Raw genomic sequence first — 14,083 nt, 5'->3', positions numbered from 1 at the left:
GTCGGTCACGATGATGTCTGAAGACACCCGAGAGGCGCGCACCGTGGCGGTGCGCGCCCTCGAGGCGGAGTTCGGCGAGCTGATCAACCGGTTCCGCCGCATCATCACCGAGAACGCCAACCGCGTCAGCCCCGGCATGCTCCCGGGCGCCTACAAGGTGTTCACCACGATCGTCCGACGTGAGAGGGTCACCCTCTCGGCCCTGGCCGAAGCGCTGATGTCCGATAAGGGCCAGATCAGCCGTACCGTGCGCGAGCTGGAACAGCTCGGGCTCATCGAGCGCACGCCCGATCCCGACGACGGACGCTCGAGCCTTCTCTCCCCGACCACCGAGGGCCTCGAGCGACTGGCCGCTGCGCGAGCTCCGCAGGAGAGCACGCTGGTCGACGCGCTCGAGGAGTGGTCACTCGACGACATCCGCAATCTGACAAGGCTTCTCCACGCCCTCACCGCCGGCGAGGCGCCCGAGGCCTGAGCCGCCGGGCGCCCGCCGCCGGCCTATCGGGTCGAGAACGCGGCGTCGAACGCCGCGGCGGACGGCTCGTACGACGACAGCCGGCGAACGAACTCCAGTGCCTCGGGCGCGCCGACGAGGCGATCCATGCCGGCATCCTCCCACTCGACCGAGAGCGGGCCGTCGTATCCGATCGCGTTCAGCATCCGGAAGGCGTCCTCCCAGGGGACGTCGCCGTGACCGGTCGAGATGAAGTCCCAGCCGCGGCGCGGGTCCGCCCACGGCAGGTGCGACCCGAGCCGTCCGTTGCGTCCGTTCCCCGTCCGCTTCTTCGTGTCCTTGCAGTGGACGTGGTAGATCCGGTCCTGGAAGTCCCACAGGAAGCCGACCGGGTCGAGGTCCTGCCACACCATGTGCGACGGATCCCAGTTCAGTCCGAAGGCTTCGCGGTGTCCGATCGCCTCGAGCGTGCGCTTGGTCGTCCAGTAGTCGTAAGCGATCTCGGACGGGTGCACCTCGTGCGCGAAGCGCACGCCCACCTCGTCGAAGACGTCGAGGATCGGGTGGAACCGGTCGGCGAAGTCCTGGTAGCCGGCTTCGATGAACTCGTCGGAAGCGGGCGGGAACATCGCGACGGCCTTCCAGATCGACGACCCGGTGAAGCCGGTCACCGTCTTGACGCCGAGGGCGGCGGCCATCCGCGCGGTGAGCTTCAACTCTTCGGCGGCGCGCTGCCGGACGCCCTCGGGGTCGCCGTCGCCCCACACCCGGTCGTTCAGGATGTCGCGATGGCGCTGGTCGATCGGGTCGTCGCACACGCCCTGCCCGGCGAGGTGGTTGGAGATCGTGAACACCTTCAGCCCGTTGCGCTCGAGGATGTCGAGCCGTGACTGCACATAGGCGTCGTCGTCCCAGCGCGACACATCGAGGTGGTCGCCCCAGGACGCGATCTCGAGACCGTCGTAGCCCCACTCCCCTGCCAGGCGTGCCACCTCCTCGAACGGAAGATCGGCCCACTGGCCCGTGAAGAGAGTGACTGGTCGCGTCATCGCGGTGCACCTTTCGTCATTGAGGGATGCCGGATCTCATCCGGCGATGGAGGTCCAGACGCTGCCGGCGGCCGAGCTGCGCTCCACGCCGTCGAGCACGCGCTGTACGTGCAGTCCGTCTGCGAACGACGGGCTCGGAGCCGAGCCCTCGTCGATCGCGGTGACGAAGTCCCGGACCTGATGCGAGAACCCGTGCTCGTAGCCGAGCATATGCCCCGTCGGCCACCAGGGGGCGAGATACGGGTGGTCGTGCTCGGTGACCAGGATGCGCCGGAATCCCTGTTCGAGATCGGGCTGCGTCGCGTCGTAGAACTCGAGCTCGTTCATGCGCTCGAGGTCGAACGAGATCGCACCGAGCGAGCCCGCGATCTCGATCCGCAAGGCGTTCTTGCGGCCGGTGCGGAACCGCGTCGCCTCGAACGACGCGAGGGCACCGGACTGGAGCCGGCCGGTGAAGAGTGCGAGGTCGTCGACCGTCACCTCTCCCCGCTCCGCCGACGCGGTTCCCGAGAGCCCGACGCCTTCCCCGAGGAGCGGGCGCTCCGGAACGAGCGTCTCGATCACGCCCGACACGGAGGTCACGTGCTCGCCGGTGATGTACTCGGTGAGGTCGACGGCGTGCGCGCCGATGTCGCCGAGGGCACCCGATCCGGCGTGCTCCTTCTTCAAGCGCCACGTGAGCGGGGCTTCGGCATCCATCAGCCAGTCCTGCAGGTACTCGGCGCGCACTTGACGGATCTCTCCGATGCGTCCGGCGGCGACGAGGTCGCGCGCGAAGGTCGCCGCGGGCACGCGCCGGTAGGTGAACCCGACCATGGAGCGGACTCCGCGCTCGGCCGCCGCGATCGCCGCGCGGTTCATCGCTTCGGCCTCGGCGACGGTGTTCGCGAGCGGCTTCTCGCACAGCACGTGCTTGCCGGCTTCGAGGGCCGCGATCGCGATCTCGGCATGCGTATCGCCGGGGGTGACGATGTCCACAACGTCGATGTCGTCGCGCGCGATGACATCACGCCAGTCCGTGGCGCTCTCGTTCCAGCCCCACTTGCCGGCGGATGCCGCGACCCCCGCCACATCGCGGCCGACGATGACAGCCATCTCGGGCATGAGGGGCAGGTCGAAGAATCGGGGGGCGACGCGCCACCCCTGGGAATGTGCGGCGCCCATGAAGCCGTGGCCGATCATGGCGACGCGAAGCGTGTCAGTCAACGCGGTGTCCTCTCTCTCGCGAGGGTGAAGTGCGGGGCGCCCGCCGGCTCGGCGGACGCCCCGCGCTCGTCAGCAGGTTTACTCGAACGAGAGGTCGATGTACTGGTCGACGTTGTCCTTCGTGACGACGGGGGCGTCGAGCACGACCCGGTTCGGGATGCCGGGCGTCACAAGGTCGCCCATCGTCTTGTTCTGTGCGATGAGGCGAGCGAGAGCCACGCCGTCCGCAGCCTGGGTCGACGGGTAGATGACCGTCGCCTTCAGCACCGAGTCGTCGGCTTCGATGGCCTCCATGGCGCTGCGGCTTCCCGCGCCGCCCATCATGAAGAACTCGTCACGGTTGGCGGACTCGATCGCCGCCAGCACGCCGATGCCCTGGTCGTCATCGTGGTTCCAGATGGCGTCGATCTGCGGGTTCGCCGACAGCAGCTGTGAGGCCGCGGCCTCGCCGCCGGCGACGGTGAAGTCGGCGGCAACGCGAGCGGTGACCTCGAGGCCACAGTCCTCGAGCGCGTCGGCGAAGCCCTGCGAGCGGTCCTGCGTCAGGGGCAGCGAGTCGATGCCCGCGATCTCGGCGACGACGGCATCGCTGTTGCCGTCGAGCTGCTCGCAGATGTACGTGCCGGCGCTGACGCCCATGCCGTAGTTGTCACCCAGCACGGTGGCGCGGGCGGCGAACGGGCTCGAGAATTCGCGGTCGACGTTGATGACCGGGATCCCCGCCTCCATGGCGGCGGTGGCCGCCTCGGTGAGGGCGGCGCCGTCGGTCGGGAGCAGGACGATGGCGTCGACGCCCTCGTTGACGAACGTCTCGACGGCCGCGATCTGGGCGATCGGGTCGTTGGTGCCCTCCGCGACGCGGAGCTCGACGTCGTCGAAGCTGTCAGCGGCGGCCTGAGCCCCCGAGTTGATGGCGCCGAGCCAGCCGTGGTCGGCAGCGGGACCCGAGAAGCCGATGACGACAGTGTCGCCCGACTCGGCGTTCTCCTCCGTCGTCGTGCCCTGGTCGACGACGTCGCCTTCCTCAGCACCCCCGCCCGTGCATCCGGCGAGAAGTCCGATGGCTGCGATGACCGCTGTGCCGGTGAGCACCAGTCGCGTGCGCGCCTTAAGGTGTGAGCGCATTGTTTCCTCCTTGAAATGTGATGCAGCTGTGACAACGCGCCGCCTCCGAGAGGCGAGTGCCGGTGCCGGCACTGAGATCCACGCTGACGGGCACCACCGTAGCAGAAGTGTTGCGGCATCCGTCATCTTTTGTTTTTGACCCGGCATAAGTGCCATCCCGCGAGATTGCGCGGATTTGCAGACCCGTTCCAGGCGATGCCCTCGTGAGGGCGGGGGACCGACTGCGAATTTTCGCTCTGCGCCGGGCCGACGGTCATGTTATGTTCGTCGCGTGATCAAAGTTGACCATCAATCGGCATTACTCGACGTCCGAGGTGTGACGAAGTCGTTCGCGGGCGTCCGTGCCCTTCGCGGAGTCGACCTCCAGGTGCTTCCGGGAGAAGTGCACTGCGTCCTCGGCCAGAACGGCGCCGGCAAGTCGACACTGATCAAGATGCTCGCGGGCGTGCATCGCCCGGACGAGGGCGAGATCTCGTGGCTGGGCGAGTCGGTTGAGATCCCGACGCCGGAGGCGGCCATCGAACTCGGCATCGCCACGATGTACCAGGAACTGGACGTGGTCGACGGTCTCACCATCGCCGAGAACATCTTCCTCGGCCACGAGCTCGCGCGCGGGGGCTTCCTGAAGCGGTCCGAAGCCGCGCGCCAGACTCGCGAACTGCTCCGACGTCTGGGACACGCGGGCCTCTCTCCCCACACCGAGGTCGGCCAGCTGAGCGCGGCGAACAAGCAGATCGTCAGCATGGCACGCGCTCTCTCTCACGACATCAAGCTCATGATCATGGACGAGCCTTCGGCCGTCCTCGACGGCGAAGAGGTGAAGAACCTCTTCCACGTGGTGCGCGAGCTGACCTCGGCGGGTATCGCCGTCGTCTACATCACTCACCGTCTCGAAGAGATCCGCCAGATCGGCGACCGGATCACGGTACTCAAGGACGGCCGCTCGATGGCGAGCGGGCTGCCGGTGGCAGACACCCCGACCGCGGATCTGATCCGGCTGATGACCGGCCGCTCGGTCGAGAACGTCTTTCCTCCCGCCGTCCCCATTCCCGCCGACGCCCCCACCGTTCTCGAGGTGGAGGGGCTTTCGCTGGCCGGCCTCTTCGAGGACGTCTCGTTCTCGGTGCGGGCCGGGGAGGTCATCGGTCTCGCAGGTCTCGTCGGCTCCGGCCGCTCCGAGATCCTCGAGACGGTCTACGGCGCGCGTCGATCCACCAGCGGCGAGGTGAAGGTCTCGGGCAAGCGGCTGCGGCGCGGCTCTGTCGTCCATGCGGTCGCCGCCGGTATCGGGTTGTCGCCCGAGGAGCGCAAGAGCCAGGGCCTCGTCCTCGATGAGCCCATCTACGTCAACGTCACGCTGTCGTCGATGTCGCGATTCGCCAAAGCCGGTTTCCTCGACGAACGCACCGAGCGCAAGATCACCAGCGAGCAGATCGACGCTCTCGAGCTGCGTCCCGCCGACCCCGATCGACCCGCGATGACGCTCTCCGGCGGCAACCAGCAGAAGATCCTGCTCGCCCGGTGGCTCGTCCACGGCACCCGCGTCCTGTTGCTCGACGAACCCACGCGAGGGGTGGACGTCGGCGCCCGCGCCGAGATCTACGCCCTCATCCGGCGGCTCGCGGCCGCCGGCAACGCCGTGGTCGTGGTGTCCAGCGAGATCGAGGAAGTCCTCGGCCTGGCCGACACGGTCCTCGTCATCGCCGACGGTCGCGTCCTCCAGACTCTTCCCGCCTCCCAGATCGACGAGCACGGTGTGCTCGATCTCGTCATGAAAGGAACCGCCGCGTGAGCGAGCAGACCACCGGGACCGCAGGCGTCCCCACCGCCAGCGAGGCACCGCCGCCCACTGGCTCGGCCCCGACGGACCGTTCGGGCCGATCCGGCCTGCAGCGCATCATGTCGGGCTCCGTCGGCCGCAACCTCGGCCTCGTGGCGGCTCTGCTGGTGCTCGTCGTCGTCGGTGCCGTCACCGCGCCCGACACCTTCTCCAGCGTCAACAACATCCTGACGATCCTTCGCCAGGCGTCGATCATCGGCGTCGTCAGCATCGGCATGACGCTCGTCATCATCGCCGGGGGCATCGACCTGTCGGTCGGATCGGTGATCGGCCTGGCATCGGTCGTCGCGACGATCGCCGCCGTCCAGGACCTCGCCGACCAGATGCACTGGGCCGTCATGGTCCTGCTCGCCCTGCTCGTGGGACTCGGCGCCGGCCTCGTCAACGGCATCGTGATCGCGTACGGCAAGGTCGTCGCCTTCATGGCGACCCTCGCGATGCTGGTGGCCGCGCGCGGCCTCGCCGAGATCCTCGCCGAGCGGCGCACCCTGCAGGTCGGCAATCGCGACTTCATCGAGTTCCTCAACCTCGACATCATCGGCGTCGACATCCTCATCTGGATCTTCGCCATCGTGGCCGCCCTCGGCTGGGTCGTGCTCAACCGCACGACGTTCGGCCGCCGGACGGTCGCCATTGGCGGCAACCGCGAGGCGGCACGATTGGCCGGCATCAACGTGAAGCGGCACACCATGTGGCTGTACGCGATCTCGGGACTGTGCGCCGGCATCGCCGCGGTCATGTACCTCGGCCGCACCACCGCCGGCACCTCTACGCACGGCACGCTCCTCGAGCTCGACGCGATCGCCTCGGTGGTCGTCGGCGGCACGCTCCTCATCGGCGGCCGCGGCACGATCACCGGCACCGTCTTCGGTGTGCTCATCTTCGCGACGCTGAGCAATGTCTTCGTTCAGAACAACCTGAACTCGTCGGTCCAGGCCGTCGTCAAGGGCATCATCATCGTCGTCGCCGTCCTGCTCCAGCAGCGGTTCGCCCGGCCAACCGGACGCGCGTCGTGACCGGATGCCGCGGCCCGGCCGCTCCCGTGCGGGGCAGTCGGGTCGCGGCATCCCTTACTCCGCCGCCGGGTCACCGGTTCCCCGCCGCTACTCTGAGAAGTGAAGATGAGCATCGATTCGACGACTAGCGGAGCCGGCGTCAGTCAGCTGTTCCAGCTCTTGCGCGACGGAGTTCCGCGAACCCGCGCAGAACTGGCCAAGTCCACAGGGCTGGCACGGTCGACCGTCGCGGCCCGCGTCGACGAGCTGATGCGCATGGGGCTGATCACTCCGGTCGCCGAGGCAGCGTCGACGGGCGGCCGCCCGCCATCGCAGTTCGCCCTCAATCCGGCCGCCAAGGTCGTCGTCGCCGCCGACATCGGCGCGTCACACGCCACCGTCGCCGTGACCGATCTGACCGGTCGCGTCCTGGCCGAGCACTCCGAGCGGCTCGATGTCTCGCTCGGCGCGGTCCCGGTCCTCACGTGGCTGGTCGAAGGCGCCACGGCGCTGCTCGACCGCGTCGGCCGTGATCGCTCCCATGTCGCAGCGATCGGCATCGGCGTTCCCGGTCCGGTCGAGCATTCGACCGGGCAGCCCGTGAACCCGCCCATCATGCCCGGCTGGGATCGGTTCGACATCCCCGGCTGGCTGAACGAGCACTTCGAGGTTCCGGTCCTCGTCGACAACGACGTGAACATCATGGCGCTCGGCGAGCGCTCAGCCGCCTGGCCGGGCGTGGAGCACCTCATGTTCGTCAAGATCGCCACCGGCATCGGTGCCGGTCTGATCTCGGGCGCCGCGCTGCAGCGCGGAGCTCAGGGCGTCGCCGGCGACATCGGGCACGTCCAGGTCGCACGCGGGGCCGATGTGCCCTGTCGCTGCGGCAATCGCGGTTGCCTGGAGGCGCTCGCCTCGGGCCCGGCGATCGCGCGCACGCTCCGCGAGCGCGGAGTCGAGGCGCAGACGGGCTCTGATGTCGTGGACCTCGTCAAGCGCGGGAACATCGAGGCGATCCAGGCGGTGCGGCAGGCAGGGCGCGACATCGGCGAGGTGCTCACCATCTGCGTGAGCCTCGTCAATCCCTCGGTGATCGCGATCGGCGGGTCCATGGCTCGCGTCGGCGAGCACCTCATCGCCGGCATCCGCGAGATCGTGTACACGCGCTCCACTCCCCTGGCGACCGAGCATCTGTCGATCGTGCAGTCCGCGACGGCGGACCGCGCGGCCATCCTGGGGGCGAGCATGCTCGCGGTCGAGCACGTGCTCTCACCCGAGGCTCTCGCGATCGGGTTCCAGCAGACGCCGACGTCTCGCGCAGGCCGCGCCACCGCGCAGGCCTGAGCTCGTCACTCCCTCGGTCCAGCCATCGCGGGACTCTGGAGCGTGCCCCAGCTGCAGTGGTCCGCACTGGTAGCACTCGCGTAACACGGGCGAGACAATCGCGCTGTTGACTGGCAGCAGCACGGTGACGAGTGCTGCCGACGACGACACGCACCGAAAGGAGCGACGATGAGATTCCGGCCGCTGCCAACTGCCACCAGCTCCGACCCCGACACGATTCCCTTCGCCGACCCGCCCGACAGCATGCGCGCGATGGTCATCGACGCACCGGGCGATCCGGACGCGCTGCGCGCGGCATCCGTTCCTGTTCCCTCGCCCGTGATGAGCGAACTGCTCGTGCGCGTCGTCGGCGCCGGCGTGAACCCGATCGACGCGAAGACCCGCGCGGGGAGAGGCGTCTCGGGCGCGATCGCCGAGTATCCCGCCGTCCTCGGATACGACTTCAGCGGCATCGTCGTCACGAGTCCCTACGAGGCGCACGCGCTGCCACCAGGAACGCCGGTCTTCGGAATGACCGCCTTCCCGCGCTCGGGCGGCGCGTACGGCGAATACGTCGTCGTCCCCGCGCAGTCGGTCGCGCGCAAGCCCAGCGCCCTGTCGCACGTCGAGGCGGCCGGCGTGCCGCTCGCCGCTCTGACGGCCTGGGGGCTCGTGGTCGAGACCGCGCACGCCCACGAAGGGCAGCGCGTGCTCATCCACGCCGGGAGTGGCGGCGTGGGCCACTTCGCGGTGCAGTTCGCCGCCTACTTCGGCGCGCACGTCACCGTGACGGCGTCCGGCCGCAATGCACCCTGGCTGCGCGAGCTCGGCGCCTCGGTCGTGATCGACTACACCACCACCCGCTTCGAGGAGGTCGTCGCCGAGGTGGATGTGGTGATCGACCTCGTCGGCAACGTCGGGGGCGACACCGGCTCGCGATCGCTGACCGTGCTCAGACGCGGCGGCCTGTACATCATGGTGCCCACGGGGGCGTGGCCAGGGTATGCCGAGGCCGCCGCAGGGGCCGGCGTGCGGGCGACGTCGTACAAGGTCATCCCCGACGGAGGAGCTCTCGCGACGATCGCGCGCCTGCTCGACTCCGGCGCGGTGCAGGTCTACATCGATCGCGTGTTCGACCTCGACGAGGCGGCCGCCGCACACCGAGAGATCGAGGACGGTCACACCCGCGGAAAGATCGTCCTGCGGGTCAGCGACGGCTGAGCCGCGGCGCTGCGATTCAGCGCAGCGGGGCGAGCACGCGGCGGCCCTCGGCGACGATCTCGGCGGCGATCGCGTCGAGCAGCGGCGAGCGCAGGTTCCACTGCTGCCAATGCAGCACCACGTCGACGGGACCGCCGCCCAGCACCACCAGCTCGCCGCGCTCGAGCGCCTCGCTCGACTGGAATCGCGGGAGCATGGCCCAGCCCAGACCGAGTCGCACCGCGGTGGCGAAGTCACTCGAGGCGGGAACGTAGTGGCGCGGCGGCCGCGTCGGCTCCACGCCCTGCGCCGAGAGCCAGGCGTTCTGCAGATCGTCGCGGCGGTCGAAGTCCACGAGGGGCGCGTCGTCGAGGGCGGCCCTCTGATCGCCGCCGAGACACCGCTCGACGAAAGCGGGAGTGGCGACCGCCTCGTACCTCATCGCCCCGAGCGTCGAGACGCGGCATCCCGCAACGGGCGCCGCCCGCGAGGTCACAGCGCCCATCACCGTTCCCGACTCGAGCAGCCCCGCGGTGAAGTCCTGGTCGTCGCGGTGCAGGTCGAAGACGACGGGATGCCGCTGCCCCAGACGTGCGAGCGGCTGGAGGAACCACGTGGCCAGCGAGTCGGCGTTGACGGCGAGCGGCACGCTGGTGCGGACGGCATCTGCGGGGTCGGCGCCGAGTTCTGCGAGTGTGTCGTGCTCGAGCAGCGCCGCCTGCCGCGCCAGGCGGATGATCGCCGCTCCCGCGGCCGTGGCACGCGCAGGCTTGGAGCGCACCAGCACCAGCCGGCCGAGCTGCTCTTCGAGCGCCTTGATGCGCTGACTCACCGCCGACGGCGTCACGTGCAGGCGCCGGGCGGCAGCATCCAGCGTGCCCTCGTCAACGACGACAGCTACGGTCTCTGCGAGTTCGAACGGAATCTTCATCAGCTGAGCTAATGGTACTGAAGAACCATGAGCTGGACTGAAGATCGATCGACGCATAGCGTCGAAGAGTGCTCACTCCCCTGCTCGCCGGCATCGGCCTCGGCTTCTCGCTCATCATCGCGATCGGTGCGCAGAATCTGTTCGTCCTTCGGCAGGGCCTGCGTCGCGAGCACGTCGTGCTCGTCGCGGCGATCTGCGCCGTGTCGGATGCGGTCCTGATCGCGCTCGGCGTCTCGGGTATCGGCCTGGTGCTCGAGGCCGTGCCCTGGCTGGTCGACGTGGTGCGCTGGGCGGGAGCACTCTTCCTGGTCGCCTACGGCGTGCTCGCCGCACGCCGGGCATGGCGGCCGAGCGGGCAGACGCTGAGGGCGGACGGCCCCGATGCCCCGGCACCCCCGGCGAGCGCGGGGCCCGCGACGTCAGTCGTCGCGCGCACACGAGTCATGCCCATCGTGCTCACGTGCCTGGCATTGACGTGGCTGAATCCGCACGTGTACCTCGACACGGTCTTCCTGCTGGGGTCGGTCGCCAACACCCATGGCGACGCGCGCTGGATCTTCGCGGCGGGCGCGATCACGGCGAGCTTCGTCTGGTTCTTCGGGCTGGCTTTCGGAGCGCGATTCCTCGGCCGGTGGCTCTCCACTCCACGCGCGTGGCGCATCCTCGACGGTGTCATCGCCGTCGTGATGATCGTGCTCGGCGTATCGCTCGTCCTCCCCCACTGACCCGGTCGGCGTCTCAGCGCTTGCGGAGCGACGGGTCGTCGATCTCGGCGACGCGTTCGGCGACGATCGCACGGACGACGTCGTCGGGCAGCGGGCTCTCGAGCCGGAAGCGGATCGTGCCCTTGTCGTAGTCGAACGCCGCGCGCTGGTCGTCCGTGAGTCCGTCGGCCACAGCCTCGGGCACACGGCCGCTGAACGGGTAGATCGCGATGTGCTTGCGCGTCCGCATCACGGCGATGAGGGCCTTTCCCCTGTGAAGGAGCGCCGGCATGCCGTAGCTCTTCCCCTGCTCGACCTCGGGCACGGACTCGCGCACGACGTCGTAGACGTGGGACACCACCTCCCTGTCGGCTGGTTCGAGGCTCTCGAGGTAGTCGTCGACGGTTCCCATGGCGGCATCCTGGCAGGCGCCGCTCCCCGGGGATAGCCCGCGCACGGCACGATGGGTGCATGAAACGGGTCCACGTGGTCGTCCACGGCGATGTCCAGGGCGTCGGGTACCGGTACACGATGCGGATGGTGGCGCGCGGGGCCGGCGTCACGGGCTGGGTGCGCAACCGGCGCGACGGCACCGTCGAGGCCGAGTTCGAGGGAACGCCCGCGCAGGTCGACGAGGTGCTGGCCTGGATGGCGGACGGCCCGCCGGGAGCGGCCGTCGCGTCCGCGACCGTGACGGTCCCCACGGCCCCTCCACCCGCCGGTGCGTCGGGTGGAGGGTCCGGCCGCGTGGATCCCGCTGCGCTCCGGGGCAGCACGGGCTTCGAGGTTCTGCCGACCGAGTGAGCGCGGGCCGGCGACCGGCGTGACTGTCGTTCGCCGCCGGCGGTCGAACTCACTCCGGGGCGACCCCGAGCGCGTCTCTTCCCTCGGCGAGAAGCGTCGCCTCGGGCGTCAGCGGATGGAAGGCAGCCGCACGGATGTCGCGGTAGCAGCGTTCGATGACCGACCCCGTGAAGAAGGCTCCGCCTCCGGCCACCTGCATCGCGAGATCGCACACCGAGACGCCGGCGCGGGCGACTTCGGCCTTGGCGGCCATCACGGCGAGGAACCCGTCGTATGAGGGCGCGGGATCATCTCCGATGGTCGTCACCGCACCCTCGAGGGCCCAGGTCGCGACCTGCAGTCGCTGGCGCATCAGGCCGATCGTCCGCTGCACCGTCGGATCCGTCGCGCGGCGGGCGCTCACGGAGACCGCCTCCTGGTACGCGGCCTCCGCGACTCCGAGATAGGCGCCCGAGATGATCGAGAACGCGATGCTCGCGATCACCTGCAGGGGCGGATCGACCACCCCGTACGGCCGGTCCGCGAGGACGCGCTCCTGCGGCACGAAGACGTCGGTCAGTTCGACGTCGTCGCTCGCCGTGCCCCGCATGCCCAGCACGTCCCAGTTATCGGCCACCGACACGCCTTCCGCGTTCAGCGGCACCGCCATGTTGAGGACGCGGGTCCCCCGCACCGGGTCCTGGAACGGGAACATCGTCGACATCACCGCGCCGACCGCGGACTGGCTGACGAACCGCTTCCGCCCGCTCACCCGGTACCCGCCCTCCACCGCCACGGCCTCTCCGGCCGGATGGGTGAAGTCACCGCCGCCGGTGGAGGCCAGCACGATCTGCTCGTCGGCCACGCGACGAAGCGTCGCCTCGGCGCCCGGCATCCCCCGCCGGTACCGCCAGGCGGTGAAGCAGGTGACGTGCTGATGCATCGAGCTGGCCAGTGCGGTCGCGCCGCAGTGATGGGCGAGCTCGCGCTGCAGCGCCACGAGCTCCCGGATGGTCGCGCCGTCGCCGCCGAGCTCGACGGGCACCGCGGCCCTGAGCAGGCCCGCGTCGCGGAGGGCGTCATAGGCCTCCGTCACGAAGGTGCCGTCGCGATCATGACGGGCGGCGTTCGCCGCGAGCACGGGGCCGATCGCCTGTGCTCGCTCCGCCGCCGAGGTGGATCTGCGGGTCTCTGGGTCTTCGATGAGGGTCATGTCGCCAGCATCCGCCTGCCGTCCCGCGACATCCAGTTCAGGATCTAGACCCGCTCGGTACGAAATCGGGACTACCGCTGGAGCATCATCGGCGGGACCATGGGGACATGGCTGACTACGGCCGCTACTGCCCCGTCGCGATGGCCAGCGAAGTGATGGCCGATCGCTGGACGCCGCTGATCGTCCGGGAGCTGGTGCTCGGCAACACCAGGTTCAACGACATCGCACGGGCGATGCCGGGCATCTCGCGCTCGCTGCTCGTGCAGCGGCTGCGACATCTCGAGCGCAGCGGAGTGCTCGAGACATGGCCCTCTCCGACCGGCCACGGCAGCGAGTATCACCTCACGCCGGCGGGACGCGACCTCGAACGGGTCATCGACAGCCTCGGGCGCTGGGCGATCGAGTGGCTCTTCGACGACATGGAGCCGCACCAGGTGGAACCCACCACGCTGATGTGGTGGATGCATCGTCGCGTCGCCCCTGAACGCTTTCCGCCCCGGCGCGTGGTGATCGAATGGCGCCACACCGCACCCCGGCCCGAGACGATCTGGTTCGTGCTCGAGCGCGGCGCCGTCTCGGTCTGCACGCAGCACCCGGGTTTCGACGTGGACGTGGTCGTCACCATGGCGACGGCCGACCTGGCGGACGTCTTCCAGGGGTATCGGCGCTGGGCGGAAGCGGTCGACCACGGCACCATCACGGTCGAGGGGCCCGCGCGGCTGGCCTCGGCGCTTCCGACCTGGTTCGTGTGGAGCCCCTGGGTCGACGTCACGCACGCTCGCGCCGGGCGGGCTGTCACCGCGTGAACGGCAGCTGACTCAGCCCGGGGAGGCCGGCGGCGAGCTCGCCGAACACGTCGGCGGCGTCCTCCCCCGTCGCGAGCGCCGAACCCTGGCCCGCCCACAGCGAGACCAGGTCGCCGTCGCCGCGGCGGCCGGCTTCGGCACGGAAACCGCCGGTCAACCAGTTCTGCGCCGGGAAGGGGGCGATGACCCCGGCCGTCTCGATGGTGCGCATCGCTCGATTCGGGATGCCGCGCGCCAGCCGTCCGCTCATGGCGCGGGTGAGCACGGTGTCGGTGTCTGCGGCCGCGGCGATCGCGCGGCGATGCGGCTCCGTCGCCGCGGATTGGCGCGTGCGCAGGAACGCCGTGCCGACCTGCACGCCCGACGCTCCGAGAGCGAACGCGGCCGCGACACCGCGTCGATCGGCGATGCCGCCCGCCGCGATCACAGGCACATCGACCGCGTCTACCACCTG

The 14,083-nt window shown here is 69.7% G+C and carries 15 protein-coding genes; 8 read left to right on the top strand and 7 right to left on the bottom strand.

The features are described 5' to 3' along the window. Positions 1-10: 10 nt before the first annotated feature. The gene (locus tag WYM_RS00075; protein ID WP_423793887.1) at positions 11-475 is read left to right on the top strand and encodes a MarR family winged helix-turn-helix transcriptional regulator; all 465 of its coding nucleotides are present in this window, start codon (positions 11-13) and stop codon (positions 473-475) included. Between the two features lie 23 nt (positions 476-498). On the opposite strand, the gene WYM_RS00070 is transcribed toward WYM_RS00075, so the two are convergent. The 3 genes from WYM_RS00070 to WYM_RS00060 all read right to left on the bottom strand — a co-directional run bounded on the left by WYM_RS00070 (position 499) and on the right by WYM_RS00060 (position 3,834). Then, on the bottom strand, positions 499-1,503 hold the full coding sequence (locus WYM_RS00070; protein WP_019178774.1) for a sugar phosphate isomerase/epimerase family protein: 1,005 nt from the start codon (positions 1,501-1,503) through the stop codon (positions 499-501). A 36-nt stretch (positions 1,504-1,539) separates the two neighbouring features. Next, entirely contained in the window at positions 1,540-2,685 is a 1,146-nt protein-coding gene (locus WYM_RS00065; RefSeq protein WP_019178773.1) for a Gfo/Idh/MocA family protein, read from the bottom strand. A 102-nt stretch (positions 2,686-2,787) separates the two neighbouring features. Beyond that, positions 2,788-3,834 carry a substrate-binding domain-containing protein gene (locus WYM_RS00060; RefSeq protein ID WP_019178772.1) on the bottom strand — a complete coding sequence of 349 codons (1,047 nt, stop codon included), beginning with the start codon at positions 3,832-3,834 and terminating at the stop codon, positions 2,788-2,790. 316 nt (positions 3,835-4,150) lie between these two features. Here WYM_RS00060 and WYM_RS00055 point away from each other — a divergent pair, with 316 nt between their 5' ends. From WYM_RS00055 to WYM_RS00040, 4 genes are all read left to right on the top strand, one after another. Then, the gene (locus WYM_RS00055; RefSeq protein WP_019178771.1) at positions 4,151-5,626 is read left to right on the top strand and encodes a sugar ABC transporter ATP-binding protein; all 1,476 of its coding nucleotides are present in this window, start codon (positions 4,151-4,153) and stop codon (positions 5,624-5,626) included. After that, entirely contained in the window at positions 5,623-6,690 is a 1,068-nt protein-coding gene (locus tag WYM_RS00050; RefSeq protein ID WP_019178770.1) for an ABC transporter permease, read from the top strand. The genes WYM_RS00055 and WYM_RS00050 overlap by 4 nt, the downstream gene beginning before the upstream one ends. A gap of 105 nt (positions 6,691-6,795) precedes the next feature. Next, complete coding sequence (locus tag WYM_RS00045) at positions 6,796-8,013, top strand: ROK family transcriptional regulator (protein WP_051008022.1); 1,218 nt, start codon at positions 6,796-6,798, stop codon at positions 8,011-8,013. A gap of 168 nt (positions 8,014-8,181) precedes the next feature. Next, entirely contained in the window at positions 8,182-9,213 is a 1,032-nt protein-coding gene (locus WYM_RS00040; protein WP_019178768.1) for a zinc-binding dehydrogenase, read from the top strand. A gap of 16 nt (positions 9,214-9,229) precedes the next feature. On the opposite strand, the gene WYM_RS00035 is transcribed toward WYM_RS00040, so the two are convergent. After that, positions 9,230-10,123: a LysR family transcriptional regulator ArgP gene (locus WYM_RS00035; protein WP_019178767.1), complete on the bottom strand. Its 894-nt coding sequence runs from the start codon at positions 10,121-10,123 to the stop codon at positions 9,230-9,232. Positions 10,124-10,191: 68 nt separating this feature from the next. Here WYM_RS00035 and lysE point away from each other — a divergent pair, with 68 nt between their 5' ends. After that, positions 10,192-10,848 (top strand): L-lysine exporter, encoded by a 657-nt coding sequence (lysE, locus tag WYM_RS00030; protein ID WP_019178766.1) that lies wholly within the window; start codon positions 10,192-10,194, stop codon positions 10,846-10,848. Between the two features lie 13 nt (positions 10,849-10,861). Here the strand turns inward: lysE and WYM_RS00025 are convergent, their stop codons facing one another. After that, positions 10,862-11,239: an iron chaperone gene (locus WYM_RS00025; protein WP_019178765.1), complete on the bottom strand. Its 378-nt coding sequence runs from the start codon at positions 11,237-11,239 to the stop codon at positions 10,862-10,864. 59 nt (positions 11,240-11,298) lie between these two features. On the opposite strand from WYM_RS00025, the gene WYM_RS22340 reads away from it, so the two are divergent. Further along, the gene (locus WYM_RS22340) at positions 11,299-11,631 is read left to right on the top strand and encodes an acylphosphatase (RefSeq protein WP_019178764.1); all 333 of its coding nucleotides are present in this window, start codon (positions 11,299-11,301) and stop codon (positions 11,629-11,631) included. Positions 11,632-11,680: 49 nt separating this feature from the next. Here the strand turns inward: WYM_RS22340 and WYM_RS00015 are convergent, their stop codons facing one another. Beyond that, on the bottom strand, positions 11,681-12,823 hold the full coding sequence (locus WYM_RS00015; protein WP_019178763.1) for an acyl-CoA dehydrogenase family protein: 1,143 nt from the start codon (positions 12,821-12,823) through the stop codon (positions 11,681-11,683). A gap of 107 nt (positions 12,824-12,930) precedes the next feature. On the opposite strand from WYM_RS00015, the gene WYM_RS00010 reads away from it, so the two are divergent. Next, positions 12,931-13,629: a winged helix-turn-helix transcriptional regulator gene (locus WYM_RS00010; protein ID WP_019178762.1), complete on the top strand. Its 699-nt coding sequence runs from the start codon at positions 12,931-12,933 to the stop codon at positions 13,627-13,629. On the opposite strand, the gene WYM_RS18805 is transcribed toward WYM_RS00010, so the two are convergent. Next, on the bottom strand, positions 13,619-14,083 hold a 465-nt coding region (locus tag WYM_RS18805; RefSeq protein ID WP_019178761.1), incomplete at its 5' end, for an NAD(P)H-dependent flavin oxidoreductase. The two genes, WYM_RS00010 and WYM_RS18805, sit on opposite strands and share 11 nt — an antisense overlap.

The organism is Microbacterium yannicii PS01, from assembly GCF_000304335.1.
Taxonomy (GTDB): Bacteria; Actinomycetota; Actinomycetes; order Actinomycetales; family Microbacteriaceae; genus Microbacterium; species Microbacterium yannicii_A.
Note: the sequence above shows the minus strand (reverse complement) of the source record. Positions and strands in the feature narration are given on the sequence as shown.

Coding starts and splice junctions, on each gene's coding strand:
- WYM_RS00065 (WP_019178773.1), bottom strand. CDS start 2,685: ATGATCGGCCACGGCTTCATGGGCGCCGCACATTCCCAGGGGTGGCGC.
- WYM_RS00045 (WP_051008022.1), top strand. CDS start 6,796: ATGAGCATCGATTCGACGACTAGCGGAGCCGGCGTCAGTCAGCTGTTC.
- WYM_RS00025 (WP_019178765.1), bottom strand. CDS start 11,239: ATGGGAACCGTCGACGACTACCTCGAGAGCCTCGAACCAGCCGACAGG.
- WYM_RS22340 (WP_019178764.1), top strand. CDS start 11,299: ATGAAACGGGTCCACGTGGTCGTCCACGGCGATGTCCAGGGCGTCGGG.
- WYM_RS00035 (WP_019178767.1), bottom strand. CDS start 10,123: ATGAAGATTCCGTTCGAACTCGCAGAGACCGTAGCTGTCGTCGTTGAC.
- WYM_RS00015 (WP_019178763.1), bottom strand. CDS start 12,823: ATGACCCTCATCGAAGACCCAGAGACCCGCAGATCCACCTCGGCGGCG.
- WYM_RS00010 (WP_019178762.1), top strand. CDS start 12,931: ATGGCTGACTACGGCCGCTACTGCCCCGTCGCGATGGCCAGCGAAGTG.
- WYM_RS00070 (WP_019178774.1), bottom strand. CDS start 1,503: ATGACGCGACCAGTCACTCTCTTCACGGGCCAGTGGGCCGATCTTCCG.
- WYM_RS00075 (WP_423793887.1), top strand. CDS start 11: ATGATGTCTGAAGACACCCGAGAGGCGCGCACCGTGGCGGTGCGCGCC.
- WYM_RS00040 (WP_019178768.1), top strand. CDS start 8,182: ATGAGATTCCGGCCGCTGCCAACTGCCACCAGCTCCGACCCCGACACG.
- WYM_RS00060 (WP_019178772.1), bottom strand. CDS start 3,834: ATGCGCTCACACCTTAAGGCGCGCACGCGACTGGTGCTCACCGGCACA.